Genomic DNA, 24,697 nt, shown 5'->3' on the forward strand with positions numbered 1-24,697 from the left:
TCAAAAAAGGGGTAGCATTCCCCTCGACAGCACTCACGAGGAGTGCCGCCGTAGGAAATTGGATATAAAAGCTAACCTAACTAATTTAATGTATACTCAAAGTAATCCTTGAAAGAGGTTACCGCATCGCCTACTTTTAGATAACGGCGACTAAGTACTGGTTTCGCCCCCCCCTTCTCATGATACTCGGCTATCAAAAGATAACCTCCTGCTTTTGAGGGCAATTTCAGAAGGCAAGGTTGAAGCCGCTTGCCAAAAGGTTCAATCACAATAGACTCTTCTTGTGTCGAAATAATAGTTCCTTTCTCGTCTAGTAGTTTCAAGAGAACTTTTCCTGACGAGTCTTTATTCAAGTCGTTCACCCCAACCAAGTTGAAGACTAAATCACTACCCGGTTTCAAGGCAGGGAGATGTTTTGTATAACGATGGTCCGTCAAGTCGATAAAGACCGCCGTTGGAGCGAAGCAATGCTTGAACCACCGGAAAGCCGGCGAAGGTTGCAAGTCCTTAATATCATTGATAAACCAATCTCCCGTGAAACCATAATTATTGGTCAGATGGCAAAAGGCCAAGATTCCACCCACCGAGCGTTCTGAACGCAGCCACTCGGTCTCAAGCTGTAACCAATAGGCTTGCAATTCACGGCATTGAGCCGGAGTAGCGTTCTCGCCGAGATAATAATTATAATTATTGAGTGTCAATTTCGAGGGCCGTCCATCACGCCATAACCAAATCCATCCGTACTCATTGACCAACTGAGGAACGCCCGCATCTAGTATAGAAGAGAAACCTACCCAATTCTCATGCAATGCACCTAAGTTATAGGGATTGTTTTTGAAGTAGTCGTTCAGTTCACTGGAATGCATCAACGTTAGCGCACGATATGGGTGTGGCTCATCCATCTCATCATTCGTTCCCATCTGATCAGATGTCATATAGCCGGCATCCCAGATCCGGGTCGGGTCTAATTCCTTTAGTTCGGGAATCAGCGTATTTCCTATATAACTGTCCCAATTCTCATTGATCGCATCCCAGATCACGATACTGGGATGATTGCCATCGCTCCATACCCAATTCGTATACTCCTTACGTACCTGTTCATCCCATCCATGATTTTGCCAATAAAGCCACTCATTTTGCAATACGATGCCATACTCATCGCAAAGATCATACCAGAAGTCCGGAACAATACCGACACATATTCGCATAGCGTTCCAATCAATCGACTTTGGCAAGTCTATCATCAGCTTCTTCACCCATTCCCGATCCCAAGCCAACGCTTGACAATCCGGGTCCTCAAAGAAACGTTGAAGCGTGATATTGGAGCCTCGTAAGTAGAATTTATCCCCATTAAGCGTAAAGAATTTGCCTTTTCTCGAAAAATCACGCATCCCGAAGTTCACCGAATAACGATCTACAAGCTCATCTTGGTCATACACCGAGACCTCGCCTTCGTACAAGAAAGGGGAGTCCGGAGTCCAAGCCTTCGGATTATCCAAAGAGATACTCGTTTCGAAATAAGTCCTATTATCCCGTTTAACCTCACCTTCAATCACTTTCTTTCCAACCACCTGCCCTGTGGTCTTCTCCTTGACACAGAACTCAATCTTACAAGAGTCCTTCATTTTATCCCCATACAACATTTGGGGTGGATACAAACTTCTCACCAAAGTCTTAACTGTCACCAATCCTTTAGCCAGAGAAGGTAGGAACAAAATCTTGTCGACCCGCATCTTACCGGTAGCCGTGATGAACACGTCGTCTCAGATTCCGGGTAGGTAATGGACTTTCTCCTTATCCGTACCACCGGCAGCCTCGCTAGGCAACCACGCCCGGTCGCCCACCTGAATTAAGATCTCATTGTCCGAGCCATATTTTACGGCACTCGTAATATTAAAATCCATTGGAGTATAGCATTCCATGAAAGACCCTACTTGATGTCCATTCACGAAGACTCGTGTAACGTATTGGCTTTTCTTTATCGTAAGGAATAATTGCTCATCCTTGAATTTCTCGTCGATAAATACTTTTCGCTTATACCAATTATACATTGGCGTATAATCTCTCTCCAAGAAATTAAACTGTTCCACCAACTCCACGCCGTCAGGCTTCTTGAAGAATTTCTCGTATTGAGAGATTTTCGGCCTAGCTAGATGCACCAATCCCGGAACCGGTATCTTACGGGTATATTTCCGTGGGGGAAAAGCCTGTTCCGTCTGATCAAAATCCCATTCCCCATTTAATGAGATCGTTGTCCTCCCGTCATCGGCCCAAGCGAATACGGATAGGAAGCAACACATAATTAAAATTATTCTTTTCATGACATCCGATTTATTTAACTCTTTCACGAAGGCAAGTTACAATTATTAGAAACATAAACTTTTTAGAAATTTACCTCCTGCTTTTAGAATCTTATCAAAATATAAGAATGATCGTAATACATACCATCCCAAGATTAAAGTCGTTTCAACAATTTGGCTGCTACCTCATTATTCTTCATGAGAGACGCATCAATCGGAGAAGAACGGATAATAGAAGTCAATCGTTTATGCCATTCCACATCTCGCCACATCCCAACAAACTGAGGCCCACAAAAATTACTGGTCGCTACACCGACCCACATACCCGTACGGGCCGCTGTAATAGCTCCTAACTCGCAAAGATCCTTTATCCAATCCCATTTCAATAAAGGCCAATCCTTATAATCCACCAATCCCCAACATTCTGTCGTAACAAGAGGACGGCGATTCTTCCGGGCCACAGAAGCCATAAGCTCTATCTTATCAGTCAACAACTTCTGCCAATATCCAGGTCTTTCCCGATAAACCCGTTCCGCGTTTTTCACCACATTCTTATAGTCATCCGGAGAAAAACGATCGTAGCCATATCCTACCTGTTTATAAAATTCGCCACCATTCTGTTGCGCCATCCAAATATGATGCTCATACAAATCAAGGAAAGAACAATCTACCTCTTCATACTTCTTGACATCTCCATGATCAAACGAATATAAGAATGGCATATCCGGATATGTTTTCCGCATCTTTTCCAATGAGGTCTTCATCCATCGTAAGGATTCCTCCTTATACCAATTCCCCCAACCGACATTCGGGTATATCTTAGCGAAAAAAGGCGCCCACGAATCACCGGGCCACTCATTACAAAGATCCACATAAAGGATCGTATCCAATAGTCCATCCTCCTCGATCGAACGAAGGGTTGTCAACCAGCAATCTGCCAATTTTTCCGGTGTATCCAATTTCAGGCAAACCTCATCCACATCGAGGCGATACCAAGAAGAAAGCCCCACCTTAATATCCCGCTCCTTACACTTCGACAAAAACAAGTTCAAATTCGGTTGAACTTGCACCTCATTCATATCCGGACTTCCCCAATCTTGTTGATTCCAGACTTCTTTAAGCAACCATTTCTTCGTTGGATTCTCTGCGATTAAATGGGGATAAGCGTCAATACGTATCGCATTATACCCCCGTTCCGAGAGTTCGTTCAATACTTGGTCCCAGTTCTCATAACCGGCTCCGGGCCAACGTCTCTCCAACCAAGAAAAATCCCACATGGTAATTGCACGGGGCGATATCTTTCCTTTCCCCGCAAAAGCCATTTCATTTTTAGCTGATGCCTTTGATAAATCGAAAGCCGCTAAGCTGCCTAATGCCACTACCGCTGTTTGTCTAATAAATACTCTTCTATCCATATTATGTTATATTATTTTATCTTTCGGATGTCCTCCTTTTCTCCAAAAAGCCTCGATCTTTTCCAACGGTACCCCTTTCGTTTCCGGTACATAGAAATATCCCCAAATAATCGCCAAAATTCCAATGAACGCATAGAACAAGAATGCTCCCGCCGGATTCCCTTGGCTTTCGCCATTGATCGTTAAATCGGTTCCCGGTATTGAAAACACCTTCAATATCTTGAAGAAAGTAAACGATACGATCGCATTGAAAAACCATACGGACAACGAACCGAGAGAAGACCCCAGTCCTCTCAACTTTTGCGGAAACACTTCCGATACAATCAGCCAACCTAGCGGTCCGATACTAATAGCGAAGAATCCCACATATAAGAAAATAAGGACGATGGAAAGCCATTTCCCAGAATCCCCTAATCGCACAGCGAATATAAAAGAAGTAGCGAGTAGCAACAAGGAAATCACGATACCGCTCAACCCCAGAAAATAAAGCTTACGCCTTCCCAATCGATCTACAAAGTAAACGGACAACAGCGTGAACAATAAATTGACAACTCCTACCCCGACAGAAGCCCCTATCGCAGAAACCGCACCATCGAAACCAGCCATCAAGAAGATTTTAGGACTATAATAAATCACGGTATTGATACCTACAAACTGCTGGAAGAACATGATACCGATAGCGATAACTAACGCATTCCGTAACCAAGGCTGAGCCAGATCCTTAAAACGTCCTTGTCGCTCATCATTTTTTCGCATCTCATTCCGCATCTGCTCAAACGAGGCATTTACCAAATCCGGATGCTCAACCATCTTTAATACGGATAGACTCTCTTCCTCCCTGCCAACAGACATCAACCACCTTGGAGATGGCGGAACGAGCAACATACCCACGAACAAAATAATAGCGGGAATCACCCCCACATAAAACATCGGCCTCCAACATGAGACAGACGCCTCATCCGCAAAATACAAATCCGAAAGATAAGATACCAGAAGCCCGATCGTAATCATCAATTGGAACATAGCGACAAACATCCCCCGTGATTTCGCCGGAGAAACTTCTGCGATATAAAGAGGCACCGCAAAAGAAGATATCCCGATAGCCACTCCCAAGAATAAACGGGCGGCGATCAAATGATAAATGTCCGGAGCCCATCCCGACCATAACGCACCGATAGCGAAAATAACAGCCGAAGTCAAAATGACTTTCCTACGCCCTATGCGATCCGTCAACTTACCACAACACAGCGCTCCCAGAATAGCTCCCAGCAAACCGGAGGAAGTAACGACCTCCACCATACTATCGTCTATGCCAAAATCTTTCTGGAAGAAAGGAATCGCCCCGGAAATCACGCCGGTATCAAAACCAAACAATAGTCCTCCCATGGCGGCGACAATCGCTATCACATAAATCATCCAATATCTATAGCTCGTGTTTCTCATGTTTTTCTTGTGTATTTAATCCATCTATAAACTCAAGGCTCGAAATCACGCCAGACCTCCGCTTTCAACGCAGGATTAGGCACATATAAGAAAATCTCCGGATTTTCCTCGAATTGTCTGTAAATAGACACCCCTTTCCGAATATCTAAAGAAATATAATCCGAAGGAGATTTACAAATCAAATGAGAGGAATCGTACATCGGATTCGCGATCCATTCTAATTCATCACGTCCATTAAACACAGGAAACCAAGCGATTCCCTTGTGCTTACGAACCCCCTCATATACAAAGCCATATTCCCTATCGCACCACGCCCCGAAAGTCAAAGGCAACCTCGGATTCGCGCTAATCGTCGCATGTACCCAACAAGGCGGTACGATTACCACATCCCCCGGAAAGGCATGCACCGCATAACACCTACCCGGCTGATCCTCCGCATACTCCTGCATATAAATAATCGCCTCTCCCGACCAAATCTCATAGATTTCCGGCGTAGACCAACCGCTATAAGGAGAAATCTTGTGAATATGCCCTTGGCTTCTGACCGGTTCCTGCCCCAACTTACCAGCGCTATATGTCACTACCCCGAATAACAAATGTAACTTATTCAGCAACGCACGATGTTCTTCTTTGCCGACATCCATAGCGATCGAGTAAACCTGCTCCGGTCCCTTGCATTGAGGATCACGCAAACTAGCCCGTATATCTTCCAGCCGGCGAATCTCGACCTCCGGACCAAATACACCCGCCCCATAGGTAAACCCCATAAGCGATTGAACCGGTGTTATATCAATTCCTTTATCAAATACAAATCCGTTCATTTTGCTGTTGTTTTACCATGAAATACTCCAAGCCGAATAAAGCGGCGTCATCGCCCAAGATTGCCGGGACAATCGGGACTTTCCCGGAAGGACACCAAGCTAATTCATCCACTCGCTTACTGATATAAGGAATGATTACCTCTTGGCTTTTTAAAATCCCCCCTCCCAGAATCACCACTTCCGGATCATAAGCATGTATATAGGTTATTATCGCCGATACCCAGATATCCATGCATTCGTTTCTAATCAATAAAGCGTCTGTATTCCCCTCCTGCGCCAACCTAAAAATGCGCTTGAAATCATAGATATCCGCATCTCGCTTAAATGATTCCGATAAAAGGGCATGCTCCCGGATAATGGTCGGCAAGAAGAAAGAGGAAGACAGAGCTTCTACACAGCCTTTATTCCCGCATGAACATCGACGGCCCTTATAATCCAACACAAAATGTCCTCCCAAAGAACCCGCTTGAAAATGCTGTCCATACAGAAGCCGTCCATCAATCACGACTCCCGTACCGATACCGGTTCCGATTGTCATCATGACTACATTGTTCTTTCCCCGGGCCGCACCCTGCCACCATTCTCCAGCTACGGCCAAACGAGCGTCATTATCCATGCAGAAAGGAACTTCCCAATTCTCCCATGCCCATTTATCCAGACTAATCGAACAGGCATCATCATACTTCTCATTCGTAGAGATTACCCGGTTATGAATTGGATCTACCAGCCCGGGAAAAGCCAGGCCGATACAACGAAGCGCCGCCACATCAATACGCCAAGCGGCCAACAACCGATCGATCGCCTCCTTTATCTTAGGTAAGTTCGGAGCTAATCCCAGAGCCAGACGGGAAGGTAATCTCACACAGTCTACGATCTCACCATCAGACAATAGTCCGATCTTTACGACCGTCCCCCCTAAATCTATCGCTATCGTATACATAAGCTATCGCAATTTAGGGGTACCGTCCACTTCTACCAATCGGGCCGAGAAGCCCTTATTCGCGATCTCTTCATAATTATGCCCGGCATCCGAAGGCCAGCACGCGGCAAATGACAAGACGCTATTTCCAGTATTAGCTACCCGGTGCGCTACACCGCCCGGTATATAATGCAGGCTACCCGGCATCATCCTTTCCGCCCACGTATTCCGTTCCCGGTCCATCAAGATCAACATACCTTCGCCTTCCAATCCCCAATAATACTCCGAACGATCCTCTTGTTGATGAAAATGGCCTTTCGTCATGAAATACTCATCTCCCACCTTTCCCGGATATAATTGAGTAATACCAAAATAAAGCCCTCCCGGAGAGCCTTCCCGCTCCGGTAAATAACTATATACCTCGTATGCTAATTGATCTAATGGTAATTGGGAATAAGCATCTTGATTCTCAAAAATTCCGGCAAGCTCGCCTAAAGTTCTCCGGCTCTTTACCACACCTTCCCCCTTTAGCTCATCTTGAAAAAATGACAAGGATGGGATTACAATCTTTTTATGTTCCATGATATTCTATTTTACGATACAACTTATATCGCAAAAATAGATCGAATACCTTGGGCTTTATTTTAGTATTTTTCCAAACAACTATGAAATCCTGTCCTTATTCTCCATCCAGGCGCTCCTTATATTTTTTCTGGTACTCGGATGGAAGCATATTCGTGGTTTTCTTAAATTGGCCGATGAAGTTGGATAGATTATTGAATCCGGCCTCGGAACTAATCGTGGATATCTTCAGGTTTCCCTCTATCAATAGTTTTTTCGCGTGTCCTATGCGCATGTCATTCAGGTACTCCACGAAAGTCTTCTTGGTCCGTTTCTTGAAATAACGACAAAAAGCGGTCGGAGTCAAACCTACCAAAGCGGCGACTTCCTCCAGCTTCACTGGAGACGTGAAGTTCTTCACCAGATATTTATAGACCTTATTGAAACGCTCGAAATCATCCGAGTTGACCGTTTCCGTAAACCCCGTACTGGCTAATATCTCATATTCTTCGGAAGTCGCCATTAATTCCAGTAAAGCAATCAATTTGATCACCCTACTCGCTCCCGTCTCATTGGCGGATTGGCTGATCAGCTCGGCAATCTTCTTCCGGGACTTACCCACAAACTTAATCCCTCTACGGGAACGCTCTATCAATTCCCGGATATTATTCATCTCCGGAAGACGGATTAAATTAGGTTCAAAAATCTGACGCTTGAAGAACAAGCAAATACAAGTAGCCCGCAAGCCGGAACTCTTATCGAAATAAACAGGGTCATTTCTCCACTCATGCGGTAGTTGAGGGCCGATCATACAAACATCGCCCTCGAAATATCCTTCCACATGATCCCCGACAAAGCGAGTACCCGTACCACTTGTGATATACATTATCTCAATAGCCGGATGGTAGTGCCAAGGCACTATAAAATGCGGTAGATCCTCCACATAGAAATGAATGTGACTATCTATCGGGAATGGCAGTTCTTGAAATAATGGTTTCATAGGCTTTATACTAAAGGTTTCAACCTCTCGATCAGTTCATCCCCAAGCGCCCGTTTATTCACGATATGTTCCTGCACGGCGGTAACAAACGGATTATTCATGAAATCTCCTCGAACACCCTCGAAATCCTGTTGTTTTTCCTTGTTGGAACCATCCACACCGAAACCGATCATAGAAGTCAAAGAGAATTCCTTACGGGCATCCTCATAAAGCATCTCATCCAAGCGGATCACACATTCTTGCCAACGACGAACCAGATCAATAATCTCCGCGGCGGAAATCGAACGGAGATCCACCCCATAATAACGTTCGATCATCTCGTAGGCCCATGTCCATTCCAAGGAATAATAACGTCCGTGAACCAAACGGAAAAAGCATTCCACATCCTCTAAGGAAGCAATTTCCCCCTGTTCGATATCTTGCAACAAGGCATCTAGCGGTTCCCTCGGGAGGATCAAGCCCGCCAAGTCCAGCCATTCTCCGGAGCCTTTGGATTCCGTAGGACGCAATTGCTCCCAGACCTCTTCCATAGAATAATAGGTCGTACCTTCCAAACGCTTGATTAACGAGTTACCAAAGAACTTATTAATTGCCATGCCATAAAAGTTCAACGCATTCCGGAGGGAGGAACCTTTTATACGAGTATTCTGATAATAATAAATCTCGGAAGTCTCTCCAACCAATGCTTGTAGGTTTTTCAAGATATCTACTGCTTTCAACATCTTCTGGATCGTATAGGGACTCAATAGATTATAGTTAATCATATCCAAGCGATCCGGGTCCGTACGTTTATCACGCTTCGGCCATTTCTGGGCATCACGGATCGTACCTACGCTGCGAAGATTAATTCCCGGGACTAAGTAAGTCTCATCATCCTTCTCTATTAAATAGGAGAATGGAATATCGGAAGTATCGCTATGATGATGATGGCGGCCCATTACCAAAGAGAAAGCGCCGATACGGGCCGGCCAAAGGATATACGAGTCGCTGGTCGTCTTGGAACCACGTTCCACGATCCCTTGATGAATCGGTCCCAGCTTATACATATGATTACTCTGGTTGGAGCCACTTCCCGCGTTCAAGAACGAATACATTCCCGCTATCAGCAAACTGCTCTTATGCATAGACACCGTAAACGGACCGGCGAAAATAGCGCAAGCCTCCCCATTCTCGAAAGCGCAGTTGCTGAACAACAAGGAATCATGGGCCGAGAAGTTATGCGTCACTTGGCAAGCCTGTCCGATAAAGCAACGGATAATCTTAGCGGCATCCGCGATCTTGGCTCCCGAAGAGACAATGAAATCTTGCGCGATCACACTATCCCCGATAAATACCGGGGCCTCTCTCTTACTATTTACGGAACCATTTTCCAGACGTGCGCTATTCTCTATGGTCGCGTAATCACCAATCTTCACGTTACGGATCGTACCGGTATTGACAATCTTGACCTTATCGCCAACCGTTCCCTCCGTAGAGGCGATACCCTCCGTATAAGCGGTAATCATATCCCGCAAGCGTTCGATCAAGGCCGGACGATGGCGGTACAAAGCGATAATATAAGCCAATGAAGCCGACAGGCCATCGTAAATCGGAACCTCACGCCCGCCGGTCTCATTCAAGACCGACACCTCGACATTATTCCCGAACGTAGCCTTGCCTTCCACCAACATAACATTTATATTCTGGATAAAGCAGTCATCACCGATCCGGTAATTAGCGATATAATTCTGTACGTTCTCGATCAGCACATTATCCCCCAACGTACAATTATGCAGGGTAACATGACGAAGCCCGCTATGCTTTACCAATCCTCCCGGCAGGGTAAACACCTTACGAAAGGCTCCTAACTTAACCACTCCTGAAAAACGTACATGGTTCACATATTCAATATCAAACACCTCTGGAACCCAAACTTGATTCCAATCATCGGCCCGGCAAGCCTGAGATCGCAAGGTGGCGATCTCATCCGGCCGCAAATTTCTCAAATGATTCATTGGTACTAATTTTGTAAGACTCTACTCTTCATCATATTGCTGAAAGAGGAAGTCATTGTAGGGGAAACGGGTGATATGGATTTGTTTGACCCGTTCATACAACATCTCTTTCAACGCCTCTATATTCGTACGTTCCTTGGCGGAGATAAAGATGCAATTATCTTGCAATTTTCCCATCCACGTACGTTTCAGTTCATCCAGATCGATATTCTCACGACCACGAGGGGTCAAATCATCTTCCTCTTTCGGGACAAAGGTAAATGCGTCCACCTTATTGAAAACCATAATCATCGGTTTCTCGGTCTTATCGATCTCCGCCAACGTACGGTTCACAACCTCTATTTGCTCCTCAAAAGTAGGATGTGAGATATCCACGATATGTACCAGCAAATCCGCCTCCCGTACCTCATCCAAGGTCGATTTAAAAGATTCCACCAGCTCGGTCGGTAACTTGCGGATAAATCCGACCGTATCAGACAGCAAGAACGGCAAGTTCTCGATAATGACCTTGCGTACGGTCGTATCTAACGTAGCGAACAACTTATTCTCGGCAAAGACCTCACTCTTGCTCAATAAGTTCATCAAGGTAGATTTACCTACGTTCGTATATCCGACCAACGCTACACGTACCATCTTACCCCGGTTTTTCCGTTGTACGCTTTTTTGCTTGTCAATATCCACCAGCTCTTTCTTCAATCGTGCGATCTTATCCAAGATAATACGTTTATCAGTCTCCAACTGTGTCTCACCCGGACCACGCATACCTACGCCGCCTCGCTGACGCTCCAAGTGTGTCCACAGACGAGTCAAGCGGGGTAACATATATTTATATTGTGCAAGCTCCACCTGTGTCTTCGCATGGGCGGTCTGTGCACGGCTAGCGAAGATATCCAAGATCAAGCTCGTACGATCCAAGATTTTCACCTGCAATTCTTTCTCAATATTACGGAGTTGCTTCGGACTCAGCTCATCATCAAAGATCACCAAACCGATCTCATTCTCTACCACATACTCCTTAATTTCCTGCAATTTACCGGTCCCGACAAAAGTGACGGAATTCGGGTAATCCATTTTCTGGGTAAAACGCTTTACCGCATCCACCCCTGCCGTATCGGCCAAGAAAGCCAATTCGTCCAGATATTCCTTAACTTTTTGCTCATTTTGCTCAGGGGTAACCAAACCCACCAAAACGGCCTTCTCGGTCTGTGCCTCAGATATGATAAATTCTTTCATGCCACAAAGATATATTATTTCAATTATTTACGTATATTCGCGAACATATTTACAAATATAAATCAACTTAGCTATGAAAAAGAGAATTTGGCATCTATCCAGACGCGTTGTCGTTTGTACGGTATTCCTATTCGTACAACAATTTATCCAGTCACAAGTTTCAAATCCGTCTACATGGGAAAGCTTTGTGCAAAGTAACGCAAATATATCTATTCGAGATACGTTTCGGATGCAGACATTTGAGGGACTTGCTTCTGATAATTGGGATTATGCCATTACAGGTGAAGCCCTTATTGAAGATATCTCCGGCGTGAAAGATATTCCTAACAGCCACGGAAACTACGGGTTACGAATGCCAATGAATACGCAAGCGGCTTTCGAGCATTTCACGTTAACAGATCATCAAGATATAAAAATCAGTATACGGAAAGGGGGCATCCATTTAATGCTCGGAGAAAAGATGCAAGTTAAGACTTACCGCCCTAACAAACCAGAATATGTGTCGATCATAACTTTAAATAAAGACGATGCTACTGCTTCATTCGAAAAGACGGATATAGGCAGCAATCCCCCGGGATTGGATATTATCGTCCCCACACAGGCCGCCAATACCAAAAACGGCTATTATTATGTAGACAGCGTTTACGCACACGGCATGATTCCTACCTATTCCCTATTTACCGGAAACAGCGATTGGAACCATGAGGATCGCTGGAGCCACCTACCCGCCTACCGTCACCGCAACGCCTTGATTAACGGCAATATCTCCATAAATACAAATATCAGCTGTAAAGATATCTTTATTGGCAATGGAAATATCCATATTTTACCAACCGGAAATCTATCCGCAAATAACCTTACCATCTATCCTAATGATGGTATCTTGGCGTCTTCCTCCACCTTGCGATCGTCTGGAACTATTAACATCTCCGGCAAAATAACAATCGAGAAGACCTTCGCTCAAAAAGGCAAATGGTATTTTATCTCCTTCCCCTTCGATGTATTCGCTTCCGGCATAGACCCGGATTTCCAACTGGGTGATGACAAAAGCGATACAAACGGTAATTACTTTTACGTACAAACCTATAACGGAGAAAAGCGAGCTAATTCACAAAGCCCTTCCAACAACTGGGAAGTCATACCACAAACAATAATCAATACATCCCAGCCCATCTTCAAGAAGAACAAGGGATACCTAATCGCTATTGACGCTTCCGCCGATCGTCAGAACCTTCGTTTCTCCTCGAAAGCAGGAGATATCCCTATAGATTTCGGAAAAAACGGTCAAGCCTCTATTCCGGTAAGCATTAACAACCAAAGCCAGAACCAGAATCATAACGGCTGGTATCTATGCGGTAATCCTCTGCCGGCTCCTTTATCTCTTAGTCAAATAGAATCAAACTCGGCCTTAGACGGATACATTTATATATATGACGGCTCCACCTACCAACCCTACGTGATCGGTAGCGATTTCGCCATCCCTCCATTCTCCGCTTTCTTTGTCAAAGCGAATAAAAGTACCAGCCTATCTGTATATAATACATCCGAACCAGCCAATTATAAATTATTATCAACGAACGCACCCATATCTTTCCCGACATCGGAACCTCAAGCCCGACAAGATTCCCCTGTTTCCAATCAAGTATTTTCATTTCCGGAATTAAGCTATCAGCTAGAGAACAAGACTTTATTCATTACTAATCTTCCATCCCCCGGTAAAGTCGAACTGTTTACTCCGGCAGGCATATTAGTATTCACGCAAGCGGTACAGGCAGGGAACCCTATCCTCCCGATTCCCCTCCCACAAGGTTTATATATCTTAATTATTCAAACAGAACATTATCGGGCACAGTACAAATGCGTTTTAACCTCCTAAAGCCCGAAACAATCTTATATCTTTGCCCTGTTTTTAGAATAAAACGAATATGAAGAAGATCAATATCACAACAATTGCCTTACTTGTTTACTTAATCGTAATGAGTATCATCGGCTGGCCGGGAAACAATCCCGGAAACAATTATACCGAATATTTCTTGATGATCGGCGCTACGCTCGTCATCATCATCCTTCTACGCTATCTGCAAGTCAAACGTCTGAGAATGCGAGATAAGTGGAATAAAGACGATGATCCTGCCAAGCAATAAAAACACAGCCTGTTTTTCTTCACAGAAGAACAGGCTGAATGAACTTTATTTTATTACACTAGTATTAATATTACTGCTTTTTCGCCCTCACAGGCTACTTGAATGTCTCATAAAGACTACGCACAGTATAAATTATTCGATTATAAATAAGTACAATCTTAACAGGACACACACACCACTTGTTTCGCTTACTTTCTTAAAATGAGTTACTTTCATAATTCTTACATTTTATTCACTAGTACTAAAACGTCATTAACCAATACGCAAAAGACAGCCAATATCATTTTTGTAATCGTAGCCTAATCGTCATATCCCTGAAAGGCAATACAATCGTGAACATATTTTTAATAACATAGACATATCATCGTAATATAATCACACGTCCTTTGCGTTCTGAAAAAATAGATTAATTCTAATATATTTTAAGGACAAAAGGATGGACAACAGAAATTACTTTACGATGGCGATTCCCGCTCTTTTGCTAGGCGTAGCATACTTACAGCCAATCAATGCGGCACCGGCGGAGGATCTGCCAAACGTTACTGGACGAATGACGATCACTCAACAGACATTCACGGTAAGTGGCGTAGTCACCGATACGAACGGAGAACCAATTATCGGGGCTAACGTGATTGAGAAAGGGACTACAAATGGAGCCGTAACCGATTTTGACGGCAAATTTTCTCTCTCGCTGCAAAACAAGCAAAGCATATTGGTCGTTACTTATATCGGTTATAACACCAAGGAGATTCCAGCCGGGAATGGTTCTCCCCTCACGATCCAATTGCAGGATGACACCCAGAACCTAGACGAGGTTATCGTGGTAGGTTATAGTGTACAGAAGAAAAAAGACCTTACCGGTGCTGTTTCCGTACTGGAGGTAGGCGACCTGAAAGATACCCCGGTATCCAGTGTAGATCAAATGATGCAAGGCAAATTGTCCGGCGTAAACGTAATCCCGGATAATATGCCCGGCGGGGGTGTAGCGGTACGTGTACGCGGTTTCAGCACGATCCGTAACAATGATCCGCTTTATATCATCGATGGCGTGCCAGTAGAGGGCGGCATCAATTTTCTCAACCCGAATGATATCGAAAGTATGCAGGTATTGAAAGATGCTTCTTCCGCTTCCATCTATGGCGCACGTGCGGCAAACGGCGTGGTTATCATCAGTACAAAAAAAGGGAAGGAAGGTACTTTCCGGGTAAACCTAGACGCTTACGTGGGTGTACAAACCTCGGCAAAACAGATGCGTATGCTAAACGCCCAAGAATATGGCGACTTATTATGGCAGGCACAGCGTAACGACGGGAAATCACCAGTAAGCGACGTGTATGGCTCCGGCGAGACCGCCGTAATTCCGGAATTCCTTGACGCAGATCACCGTCTTCCCTCGGGAGACGTGGATTGGGTTGACGAGATCATGCAAAAAGCCATGGTCCAGTCCTATAACCTCTCTCTGGCGAAAGCAGATAAAGTTAGCAGCCACTTGTTCTCCCTAGGCTATTTCAACCAAGACGGTCTTATGAAATATACTGGTTTCGAACGTATATCCGGACGTTTCAACAATGAGTTCAAGCTCTTCAACGATCGTTTGAAAATCGGTGAGAACGCCACATTATCACATGCGTGGGGAACCTCGGTCACCAATAACGCCGCACTGGGAGGTATGTTATACAACGCCTATAAGACCGTATCCATTACCCCTGTTTACGATCTGGACGGGAATTTCGGCAGCAACCCGATCGCCGACATCTCCAACCCGTTAGGCGAATTATACCGTAATAAGGATAATAAAGATCGTACCACCCGTCTATTCGGTAATCTATTCGCCGAACTGAATATCCTAGAGGGACTTTATTTCAAGACCAACTTCGGAGCGGATTACAAAAACCTGTATAAACGAAGCTTCAAGGCCAAATACAACGAATTGAACACCCAGCAACCCTTGAGTACGTTGAGCACGCAAAACCGTTGGAACTTCAATTGGGTATTCACGAACACGTTAAACTATTTACGGACATTCGATAAACATACGATCGGAGCCTTATTAGGTATCGAGACAAACCGTTATCAAGAGGAATACTTCTCCGCCTCCCGTGAAGGCTTTGCCTCGGATGACGATAACTTCCATTTCCTCGATGCGGGCGATAGTGGCTCCCAGAAGAACGCAGGTTCTGCCTTTACTTCCAAGATGATGTCTTATTTCGGTAAAATTGATTATAATTTCGACAACCGCTACTTATTCGCAGCCACGTTCCGACGTGACGGATCTTCTAAACTTGGTAACAATAAATGGGGTAATTTCCCGGCTGTCTCCGCAGGCTGGCGTATCAGTAGCGAACCGTTTTATGATATTCCGGCTATCAGCAACATGAAAGTCCGCATAGGTTGGGGACAAAACGGCAACTCTGATATCCCGGCTTATTCTACGATCGATTCTTACATGAGTAATCCGAACCACTCCAACTATCCGATCGACGGTAGCCAAAGTTCCGTGACAACCGGATACACCCAAACCCGTTACGGTAACGCAAACCTGAAATGGGAGACCACCACGCAAACTAATGTCGGGCTGGATCTAGGCTTCCTAGATAACAGCCTAACCGTTGTGCTGGATTGGTTTAACAAAGATACCAAGGACTTATTATGGGAGCGTCCCTTGATCGGTACCGTGGGGGGTACGAACCAAACGGTATGGGACAATGTCGGGAAAATGCGCAACCGGGGTTTCGAAGCTGAGGTCAGCTACAATAAGAGCATCAATAAAGATTTCGGGTTCAATGTCGCCTTCAATATGTCCGCTATCAAAAACAAGATGACTGAATTAGACGGTGATGTCTCCTATATCGGACTGCCTACCAGCGTGATTCACTCCCTCAACTTCGATCAAGAGGTTTCTCGTTCCGCCATCGGACAACCAATCGGCTCTTTCTACGCTTATAAAGAAGACGGTTTATTCCAGAGCGAGGCGGAGATCAAATCATATACCAATAATAAAGGCGAACTGCTCCAACCTAACGCAAAACCGGGTGATATCAAGTTCGTAGACGTAAACGGAGATGGCGTAATAGACGGTAACGACCGTGACTATATCGGTAACCCGCTCCCCGATGTCACGGCAGGCCTTACATTAGGAGTCAACTTCCATAATTTTGACCTCAGTCTATTCTTTCAGGGAATGTTCGGAAACGATGTATACGACTTGACCCGTTATGTGGGTGATTTCTACAATCAATCGCAATACAACAAAAACAGCCGTGTCGTTAATGCATGGACACCAACCAACACGAATACGGACATACCCCGTGTCACCATGGACGATCCGAACAATAACATCCGGCCCTCGTCTTACTATGTGCAAGACGCTTCTTTCGTTCGCTTAAAGAACATGAAAATCGGTTATTCCGTACCTCAGTCCATCCTATCCAAGATTAAGTTCAATAGCTTGTATATCTATGCGCAAGCAACCAACTTATTCACGATCACCGGATACGACGGTATCGATCCGGAAGTGGGATTGCAAAGTTACTCCAGTGACTACCGTAACCTAGATATGGGTGTGGACCGCGGCATCTATCCGTTATCCCGCACCTTCACCTTTGGAGTAAACGTAAGTTTTTAATCATCAAACAACAACAAACAAGAATATGAAGAAAATGATTATAGCGGCCTGTGCCGTATTCGCATTGACATCATGCAGCGATTTTCTGGAAGAGACACCTGTAGGCGAACTGACTCCCGAACAAGCACAAGATCCCAATAACATCGAGGGATTGATTATCTCCGCCTATTCCATCCTAGACGGGCAGATGGACGATGCCAGCTCCGGCTTGAATTCAGGATGCTCCAACTGGCAATTTGGCGATGTGATCTCAGACGATACCTACAAAGGCGGAGGTGGTACGGGAGACCAGAACCCGGTTCACTTGATGGAAATCTTCCATATCGACCCGACTATCCAAGATTACAATCGGAAATGGCTAGCCTTATACGAGGGCGTGAACCGCTGTAACCAAGCGATCCGTATCCTCAAAGGCAGCGATTATGATAAAAAGGAGACCCGTATCGCCGAGATGCGTTTCCTGCGTGCCCATTTCTATTTCAACTTAAAGATCATCTATAACCAGATCCCATATTTCGACGAGAGTGTCAGCGATCCTTCTGCGTTCGCCTCTATCTCGAATAAGGAGTATACATCCGATCAATTATGGGAGAAGATACTGAATGATTTTAAGGCCGCCTACGAAGGTCTCCCGGATTCCCAGCCGGATGTGGCACGTCCATGTAAGATGACGGCCCGGGCTTATATGGCTAAAGTTTACTTGTTCCAAGGCAAATGGCAGGAATGCGCTACAGCGACGGATGAGGTGATCAATTCCGGCAAATACCAGCTACTCCCCGACTTCCGGAATATCTTCTTGCCAGAAAATGACAACTGCTCTGAAATTTTATTTTCAGTCCAAGCCTCTATCAACGATGGCTCCCCGAACAACTACAACGGAAATCCGGGCGACCGTTTGTTACCTCCGGGAGGCCCTTATCCCAACTATGGTTTCCTTCGTCCTTCCCAAAACCTAGTAAACGCTTATAAGACCGACTCCAACGGCTTGCCTTTAGAAGACGGCATAGACGTTTCGGAAAATGATTATGTAGACACCCGCCTAGACCACACGGTAGCCCGCCCCGGAATCATGTTCCTTGATGTCCAACTCTATGACTGGACTCCTCGTGAGGCTACGGTTTACGGTCCGTATAGCCCGAAAAAACGTATTGTCTCCAAGAACTCAAGTTACTATTTGGCTATCTGGCCATACGTAAACGCATTGAATGTTTATATTATTCGATATGCGGACGTGTTATTGTGGCGTGCCGAAGCTGCTATCGAACTAGGCGATTTGGCTACCGGATTGAAATACATCAACCAAGTTCGCGAGCGTGCCATGAACAGCCAGACCGTAAAAACCGCTGACGGGACAGCGGATGCCGCCAAATACCGGATCGGATTATATCCGTCATTTTCCGACAAAGAGGAGGCGATCCGAGCCTTACGTACCGAACGACGTCTGGAATTCGCCTTAGAAGGTGAACGTTTCTTTGATCTAGTCCGTTGGGGAATCGCCTCAGACGTGATGAACACTTATTTCGAGCATGAGAAGACATTCCGCTCTCATCTCCAAAATGCCCGTTTCATCAAAGGGACTCACGAATACGGCCCGATACCGCAAGCGGTTATAGACCTTGCGAAAAATGGAATCATCGAGCAAAACCCAGGATATTAATGGGAATGCTCCCATTCCTCTTAAAAGAAATAGCTCCTATCCGAATATTCGGGCAGGAGCTATTTACATTTGTCTTTTTATATCGTCTCTTTATAACTTATCCCTTAAAAACCTTCCGGTATAGGATGCCTCGCAAGCCGCGATCTCCTCCGGTGTACCGGCACAAACCAACTGCCCGCCGGCCTTTCCGCCTTCCGGTCCTAAATCGATCACATAATCCGCGCATTTGATCACATCCATATTATGCTCGATAATTACCACGGAGTGACCTTTCTCGATCAAGGCATTGAAAGCTTTCAACAAAGTCTTGATATCATGAAAATGTAAACCGGTCGTAGGCTCGTCGAAAACGAACAAGGTAGGTTGCTGCTTCTCTTGGCCTAAGTAATAAGCCAGTTTCACACGTTGATTCTCACCACCGGATAAAGTGGAGGAAGTCTGTCCCAGCTTGATATAGCCCAAACCTACGTCTTGCAGCGGTTTCAAGCGTTTCACAATCTTCTTCTCTTGGGAGCCGGAACCTTTCTCGAAGAACTCGATCGCTTGATTCACGGTCATTTCCAATACATCGTATATGTTAGCGCCTTGATACTCTACATCCAATACATCCTGCTTGAAGCGTTTACCGTGGCAAGCCTCGCATTCCAAGGTGATATCCGCCATAAACTGCATCTCTACCGTGATCTTGCCCTCGCCCTTACATTCCTCGCAGCGACCTCCTTCTTTATTAAAGGAGAAATAGGCGGCGTTATATCCCATCTGTTTCGCTAGGGGCTGCTCGCCGAATAGTTTACGGATCTCGTCGTAAGCACCGATATACGTCACGGGGTTCGAGCGAGAACTCTTTCCGATCGAGTTCTGGTCTACGAACTCGATCGCCTGAATCATATTCAAATCTCCACTGATACCGGAGCAATCCACGGTCAGGCGGGCGGCATCATCCAAATGACGTTTCACGCCCTCGTAGAAGATATCACGAACCAAGGAGCTTTTACCCGAACCGCTCACACCGGTAACCACCGTCATCACGTTCAAAGGAAACTTCACGTCCACACCCTTTAAGTTATTCTTCCGAGCCCCTGTCACTTCTATATAATTATTCCACGGACGCCGATAAGGCGGGATCTCGATCTGATCCTCTCCCGTCAAATAACGTACCGTGTGGCTATCGGTACATTTCCGGAGGTTATTCACATCGCCTTGATAAACGACCTCGCCCCCCAAACGCCCTGCTTTCGGACCGATATCGATGATATAATCCGCCGCACGGATAATCTCCTCATCATGCTCCACCACGACCACGGTATTCCCCAAGGCTTGCAACTGTCGCAATACCTTGATCAACAAATCCGTATCCCGGGAATGCAGACCGATACTCGGCTCATCCAAAATATACAACGAACCCACCAAGCTACTACCCAACGAGGTAGCCAGATTGATACGTTGGCTCTCTCCTCCGGATAAAGAGGCCGAGAGGCGATCTAAAGCCAGATAACCCAACCCCACATCCAACAGGAATTGCAAGCGATTATTGATTTCCGTGAGCAAACGTTTAGCGATCGCCGCATCCGTCTCGTCTAGTTCCAGTTGATCAAAGAAAGCCTTTGCCTCCGAAACCGGCATCGTTACCAGCTCGGCGATATTCTTACCACCCACTTGCACATACAGCGCTTCCGGCCTCAAGCGACTCCCCTTACAAACCGGGCAAGTCGTCTTTCCCCGATAGCGGGCTTGCATCACCCTGTATTGTATCTTATAAAGATTCTCTTCCACGAACTTAAAAAAATCGTCGATGCCGTGTAAACCTCTCGCCCCATGCCACAACAAATCTTTCTCTTTCTGTGTCAAGTCGTAATACGGGCGGTGGATCGGGAAGTTATATTTCTCGCTCTTCACGATAAAGTCTTTCAGCCATTCCCCCATCACCTCACCTTTCCAGCAAACCACGGCTCCTTGGTAGACAGACAAACTTTTATCGGGCACCACCAGATTCTCATCGATGCCCAGCACCTTACCGAACCCCTCACAAGTCGGACAAGCGCCCAACGGATTATTAAAGCTAAACATCATATCGGTAGGCTCCTCGAATATCATGCCATCCGCCTCAAACTTCTTCGAGAATTCCTTCACGACTACCCCTTCCTCCGTATAAATACGGATCAAACAGGTACCATGGCCCTCAAAGAAAGCGGTCTCGGCCGAATCCGCCAAACGGCTTTTCAAGGTCTTATCGTCCGATACCGTCAGGCGGTCCACCAACAACTCGATCGGGTAAGACAGTAACTCCTCGCTGGCCAGTACCTCCGAGATACGATATACCGTATCATTCACCGACAGACGGGCATATCCTTCTTTCCGCAAGATCTCCAGCTGTTCCTTCATATCCCGGCCTTCCGGCAAGACAACCGGGGCGAATACGGCAAAACGAGTCCCCTCGGGGTATCGCATGACCTCCTTGACAATATCGCTCACCTGATGTTTTTTCACCTCGGTGCCGGAAACCGGCGATATCGTCTTCCCGACGCGAGCATATAACAAGCGTAAATACTCATAAATCTCGGTAGATGTACCGACCGTGGAACGCGGATTACGGGTATTCACCTTCTGCTCGATAGCGATAGCCGGCGGTATTCCCTTAATATAGTCGCATTCCGGCTTACTCATCCTCCCCAAGAACTGGCGGGCGTAAGCGGATAAACTCTCTACATACCGACGCTGTCCCTCCGCATAAAGGGTATCGAACGCCAACGATGATTTTCCACTCCCCGACAGCCCGGTTATCACCACCAGCTTGTCCCTCGGAATCTCTACATCTATATTTTTCAAGTTGTTGACACGTGCCCCCTTGATGAAAATCGAATTGCTCTCAGACATATTACCTTTATCTTTTTCTTTAACGCAAAGATAGCCAAAACTAACCGATTCTGCCTTATCTTCATCGAACTAATTCACACAGTTAGACAGGGTGTGCCTCGTCTCTACTGCCAAGTAAATAAAATAACAAGGGTGAAATATTTCATATTTACAGGGAATCTTCTACATTTGTTGAAAATTTCATAGACAAACACAGCAAGGCACCCATGTACATTAAATATTTTCGCTTCTTAGTAGCGATTCTCTTTTGTGCGATAACCTCATGTTCTACGGTTCGCGAGAAGCCTCGTCCGGCTACGAGTACGGGCAAGGAGGCCAAGCGAGAGTTTAGGGGAGCATGGATACAGACCGCTTTTCAAGGCGAATACAAGGATATGACTCCCGCCCGGATGAAAAAAGACTTCATCCGCAAGCTTAATTACCTGCAAGCATGCGGCATCAACGCCATCATCTTTCAGGTGCGCCCCGAGGCGGACGCTTTCTATAAATCCGATATCGAGCCGTGGAGCCGCTTCTTCACCGGAGAGCAAGGCGTAGCCCCGGCAGGTGAGTTCGACCCGATGGCCTTCCTGATCCAAGAATGCCATAAACGGAACATGGAGTTTCACGCTTGGTTGAATCCTTACCGGGCGAGCACGGCGGGAAACACCCGTTTCGCCGATTCCCACATCTATCATAAGCATCCCGAATGGTTTGTCACCTATAATAAACAAATCCTTTTCGACCCGGGATTGCCGGAAAGCCGTCAGTTTATCTGCCGGGTAGTGCGTGATATCGTCGGCCGTTACGACGTGGACGCTATACATATGGACGATTATTTCTATCCCTATCCCGCGGCGGGTATGCCTTTCCCGGATGATAACAGCTTCCGGAAATACGGCTTGCGAAAAGGATACAGCGAGGCGCAAAGGAACGATTGGCGCCGGGAGAACGTGAATACCCTGATCCGGGAATTGAAACGTACCATCCTGCTCACCAAGCCTTGGGTACGCTTCGGTATCAGTCCCTTCGGCATCTACCGCAACAAGAAAAGCACCGCAGACGGATCGGGTAGCAATACCAACGGTCTGCAAAACTACGACGACCTCTACGCCGATATCACCTATTGGGTACAGCAAGGTTGGATCGATTATAACATCCCCCAGATCTATTGGGAGATCGGACACCCGGCGGCGGATTACATCACGCTTATCAAATGGTGGGACAAAAACGCCAACGGAGGTCATTTATATATCGGGCAAGACGTGGCCCGCACCATGAAAGCGGACCAATTAACCCGCAAGATGCGTTACGAGCGTGCCTTGCCTCACGTGAGCGGCAATTGTTTCTGGCCCGCCAATGAGATTCTATGGAACAACAAGGGCGTAGCCGACAGCCTGAAACGGAACTACCACCGTTACCCGGCCCTTATCCCGGCCTATACCCATATGCATAACCGTCCGCCAAAAGACGTAAGCAAGCTAAAGACCGAATGGACACCTAAAGGCTTCTTGTTACATTGGCAAGCGGAGCAAAGCCCCACGAATCCGGAGCTAGCCTCCTATTTCGTGGTCTATCGCTTTAACGACAAGGAGCCGATAGACACGAGCGATCCCTCGAAGATCGTGGCTATCACCCGGGAAACCGGCTACTTGATGCCTTACGAGAAAGGAAAGGTAAAATATCGCTATGTAGTGACCGCCGTAGATCGCTTTCACAACGAGAGCGAGGGCAAGACAAAGAAAGTAAAATTATAAAGACAACAATATATGTTAACCGACCATCGCTGCACCAAATATACCGACTGTTCCTCTTGTAGTTTCTACCAGAGGGACATATTCAAGTATCGTCTTTATCCGAAAGGGTACGTGATCCCTCAGACAAGATGCATGCAGAACATGGTCTTTTTCCTAGTCAAGGGAGAGATCTGGCTGAACAGCGAGGAGCACCCGGACACTACGTTCCGGGGCGGACAGTTCGTGTTGCAACCGATCGGCTCGAAAGTGGAATGCAAGGTACTCGACTACACCGAATGTATCATCTATCTCTTCGAGCGTCCGCAAAACATATGCGACAATCGTTTCAACAAAGGCATCTCCATCGTGGAGAACGAACGCCAGCAGCCCATCGTAATGACGATGGTCCCGCCGATACAACTCTTCATCGAGGGCATGAAGCTTTACCTCAACGATGATTTAAGATGCTCCGGACTGATGCAAGCCAAACGCTCGGAGATGGTCTACTTGCTGAACTGCTACTACCCCATCAAGGAGCTAGCCGCCTTTTACGCCCCGGTTTACCGGTATAGCCACAGTTTCCAGTATTTCGTGATGCAGAACTACCAAAAGGCAAAAGACGTGGAGACCTTCGCCCAATTGGGAGGCTACAGCGTACCCACCTTCCGCCGTATCTTCAAGGATACGTTCGGAGAGCCCGCTTATCAATGGATGCTGAAACGCAAATGCCAAGACATTCATAACGACCTTATCATGACAGAGCTTTCCATATCCGAGATTTGCTACAAGTATGGCTTTGAGTCGCTTTCCAACTTCTCGCACTTCTGCAGGGCTAATTTCGGCCAATCTCCCCGCTCTGTCCGTTCTCTAAAGGATGAAAATACATAATATTCAATGATTTTTTTTAAATCTCTCAACTTTTGCAACTCTTTGGACAAAAATAACAATTCTCCCCTTTAGCATTCCCTATACATTTGCGTCCAGAAGATCAATCAT

General features: G+C 46.0%; 17 protein-coding genes. 6 read left to right on the forward strand and 11 right to left on the reverse strand.

From position 1 onward, the window contains the following. Positions 1-80 precede the first annotated feature (80 nt). The 10 genes from DW205_RS17190 to hflX all read right to left on the reverse strand — a co-directional run bounded on the left by DW205_RS17190 (position 81) and on the right by hflX (position 11,686). Positions 81-1,757: a glycoside hydrolase family 2 TIM barrel-domain containing protein gene (locus DW205_RS17190; RefSeq protein WP_008778807.1), complete on the reverse strand. Its 1,677-nt coding sequence runs from the start codon at positions 1,755-1,757 to the stop codon at positions 81-83. A gap of 6 nt (positions 1,758-1,763) precedes the next feature. Next, a complete protein-coding gene (locus DW205_RS22605) occupies positions 1,764-2,321 on the reverse strand; it encodes a sugar-binding domain-containing protein (protein ID WP_128616841.1) in 558 nt (185 codons plus the stop codon). 134 nt (positions 2,322-2,455) lie between these two features. Then, positions 2,456-3,715 (reverse strand): cellulase-like family protein, encoded by a 1,260-nt coding sequence (locus DW205_RS17195; protein ID WP_005863322.1) that lies wholly within the window; start codon positions 3,713-3,715, stop codon positions 2,456-2,458. 6 nt (positions 3,716-3,721) lie between these two features. Next, the gene (locus DW205_RS17200) at positions 3,722-5,158 is read right to left on the reverse strand and encodes a sugar porter family MFS transporter (protein ID WP_005863324.1); all 1,437 of its coding nucleotides are present in this window, start codon (positions 5,156-5,158) and stop codon (positions 3,722-3,724) included. Between the two features lie 32 nt (positions 5,159-5,190). Beyond that, positions 5,191-5,979, reverse strand: a complete 789-nt coding sequence (locus DW205_RS17205) for a glucose-6-phosphate isomerase family protein (RefSeq protein ID WP_005863326.1) — start codon at positions 5,977-5,979, stop codon at positions 5,191-5,193. Continuing rightward, entirely contained in the window at positions 5,960-6,919 is a 960-nt protein-coding gene (locus DW205_RS17210; protein WP_005863328.1) for an ROK family protein, read from the reverse strand. The genes DW205_RS17205 and DW205_RS17210 overlap by 20 nt, the downstream gene beginning before the upstream one ends. Before the next feature lie 3 nt (positions 6,920-6,922). Next, positions 6,923-7,480: a glucose-6-phosphate isomerase gene (locus tag DW205_RS17215; protein WP_005863330.1), complete on the reverse strand. Its 558-nt coding sequence runs from the start codon at positions 7,478-7,480 to the stop codon at positions 6,923-6,925. A 97-nt stretch (positions 7,481-7,577) separates the two neighbouring features. Beyond that, complete coding sequence (locus DW205_RS17220) at positions 7,578-8,459, reverse strand: AraC family transcriptional regulator (RefSeq protein ID WP_005863332.1); 882 nt, start codon at positions 8,457-8,459, stop codon at positions 7,578-7,580. Between the two features lie 5 nt (positions 8,460-8,464). Then, a complete protein-coding gene (locus DW205_RS17225) occupies positions 8,465-10,453 on the reverse strand; it encodes a DUF4954 family protein (protein ID WP_005863335.1) in 1,989 nt (662 codons plus the stop codon). 21 nt (positions 10,454-10,474) lie between these two features. Next, positions 10,475-11,686 carry a GTPase HflX gene (gene hflX / locus DW205_RS17230; protein ID WP_005859898.1) on the reverse strand — a complete coding sequence of 404 codons (1,212 nt, stop codon included), beginning with the start codon at positions 11,684-11,686 and terminating at the stop codon, positions 10,475-10,477. Positions 11,687-11,759: 73 nt separating this feature from the next. Here hflX and DW205_RS17235 point away from each other — a divergent pair, with 73 nt between their 5' ends. The 4 genes from DW205_RS17235 (at position 11,760) to DW205_RS17250 (ending at position 19,112) form a co-directional block, all read left to right on the forward strand. Further along, the gene (locus DW205_RS17235; RefSeq protein ID WP_005863337.1) at positions 11,760-13,562 is read left to right on the forward strand and encodes a T9SS type A sorting domain-containing protein; all 1,803 of its coding nucleotides are present in this window, start codon (positions 11,760-11,762) and stop codon (positions 13,560-13,562) included. Positions 13,563-13,611: 49 nt separating this feature from the next. After that, positions 13,612-13,830: a hypothetical protein gene (locus tag DW205_RS17240; protein ID WP_005863339.1), complete on the forward strand. Its 219-nt coding sequence runs from the start codon at positions 13,612-13,614 to the stop codon at positions 13,828-13,830. A gap of 436 nt (positions 13,831-14,266) precedes the next feature. Further along, the gene (locus DW205_RS17245) at positions 14,267-17,455 is read left to right on the forward strand and encodes a TonB-dependent receptor (protein ID WP_005863341.1); all 3,189 of its coding nucleotides are present in this window, start codon (positions 14,267-14,269) and stop codon (positions 17,453-17,455) included. 25 nt (positions 17,456-17,480) lie between these two features. Then, complete coding sequence (locus DW205_RS17250) at positions 17,481-19,112, forward strand: RagB/SusD family nutrient uptake outer membrane protein (RefSeq protein ID WP_005863343.1); 1,632 nt, start codon at positions 17,481-17,483, stop codon at positions 19,110-19,112. A 90-nt stretch (positions 19,113-19,202) separates the two neighbouring features. On the opposite strand, the gene uvrA is transcribed toward DW205_RS17250, so the two are convergent. Continuing rightward, entirely contained in the window at positions 19,203-21,986 is a 2,784-nt protein-coding gene (gene uvrA, locus DW205_RS17255; protein ID WP_005863345.1) for an excinuclease ABC subunit UvrA, read from the reverse strand. A 206-nt stretch (positions 21,987-22,192) separates the two neighbouring features. On the opposite strand from uvrA, the gene DW205_RS17260 reads away from it, so the two are divergent. Continuing rightward, positions 22,193-23,722 (forward strand): glycoside hydrolase family 10 protein, encoded by a 1,530-nt coding sequence (locus DW205_RS17260; RefSeq protein WP_005859910.1) that lies wholly within the window; start codon positions 22,193-22,195, stop codon positions 23,720-23,722. A 12-nt stretch (positions 23,723-23,734) separates the two neighbouring features. Then, positions 23,735-24,589, forward strand: coding sequence for a helix-turn-helix transcriptional regulator (locus DW205_RS17265; protein ID WP_044545027.1), 855 nt, complete (start codon positions 23,735-23,737; stop codon positions 24,587-24,589). Positions 24,590-24,697 lie beyond the last annotated feature (108 nt).

Origin of the sequence: Parabacteroides sp. AM17-47 (assembly GCF_003434625.1) — a bacterium.
Classification (GTDB): domain Bacteria; phylum Bacteroidota; class Bacteroidia; order Bacteroidales; family Tannerellaceae; genus Parabacteroides; species Parabacteroides distasonis.

Bases quoted from the DNA above. Each gene is read 5' to 3' on its own strand.
- DW205_RS17205 (WP_005863326.1), bottom strand. From the start codon at position 5,979: ATGAACGGATTTGTATTTGATAAAGGAATTGATATAACACCGGTTCAA.
- DW205_RS17220 (WP_005863332.1), bottom strand. From the start codon at position 8,459: ATGAAACCATTATTTCAAGAACTGCCATTCCCGATAGATAGTCACATT.
- DW205_RS17210 (WP_005863328.1), bottom strand. From the start codon at position 6,919: ATGTATACGATAGCGATAGATTTAGGGGGGACGGTCGTAAAGATCGGA.
- uvrA (WP_005863345.1), bottom strand. From the start codon at position 21,986: ATGTCTGAGAGCAATTCGATTTTCATCAAGGGGGCACGTGTCAACAAC.
- DW205_RS17235 (WP_005863337.1), top strand. From the start codon at position 11,760: ATGAAAAAGAGAATTTGGCATCTATCCAGACGCGTTGTCGTTTGTACG.
- DW205_RS22605 (WP_128616841.1), bottom strand. From the start codon at position 2,321: ATGAAAAGAATAATTTTAATTATGTGTTGCTTCCTATCCGTATTCGCT.
- DW205_RS17200 (WP_005863324.1), bottom strand. From the start codon at position 5,158: ATGAGAAACACGAGCTATAGATATTGGATGATTTATGTGATAGCGATT.
- DW205_RS17240 (WP_005863339.1), top strand. From the start codon at position 13,612: ATGAAGAAGATCAATATCACAACAATTGCCTTACTTGTTTACTTAATC.
- DW205_RS17195 (WP_005863322.1), bottom strand. From the start codon at position 3,715: ATGGATAGAAGAGTATTTATTAGACAAACAGCGGTAGTGGCATTAGGC.
- DW205_RS17250 (WP_005863343.1), top strand. From the start codon at position 17,481: ATGAAGAAAATGATTATAGCGGCCTGTGCCGTATTCGCATTGACATCA.
- DW205_RS17225 (WP_005863335.1), bottom strand. From the start codon at position 10,453: ATGAATCATTTGAGAAATTTGCGGCCGGATGAGATCGCCACCTTGCGA.
- DW205_RS17215 (WP_005863330.1), bottom strand. From the start codon at position 7,480: ATGGAACATAAAAAGATTGTAATCCCATCCTTGTCATTTTTTCAAGAT.
- DW205_RS17245 (WP_005863341.1), top strand. From the start codon at position 14,267: ATGGACAACAGAAATTACTTTACGATGGCGATTCCCGCTCTTTTGCTA.
- DW205_RS17265 (WP_044545027.1), top strand. From the start codon at position 23,735: ATGTTAACCGACCATCGCTGCACCAAATATACCGACTGTTCCTCTTGT.
- DW205_RS17260 (WP_005859910.1), top strand. From the start codon at position 22,193: ATGTACATTAAATATTTTCGCTTCTTAGTAGCGATTCTCTTTTGTGCG.
- hflX (WP_005859898.1), bottom strand. From the start codon at position 11,686: ATGAAAGAATTTATCATATCTGAGGCACAGACCGAGAAGGCCGTTTTG.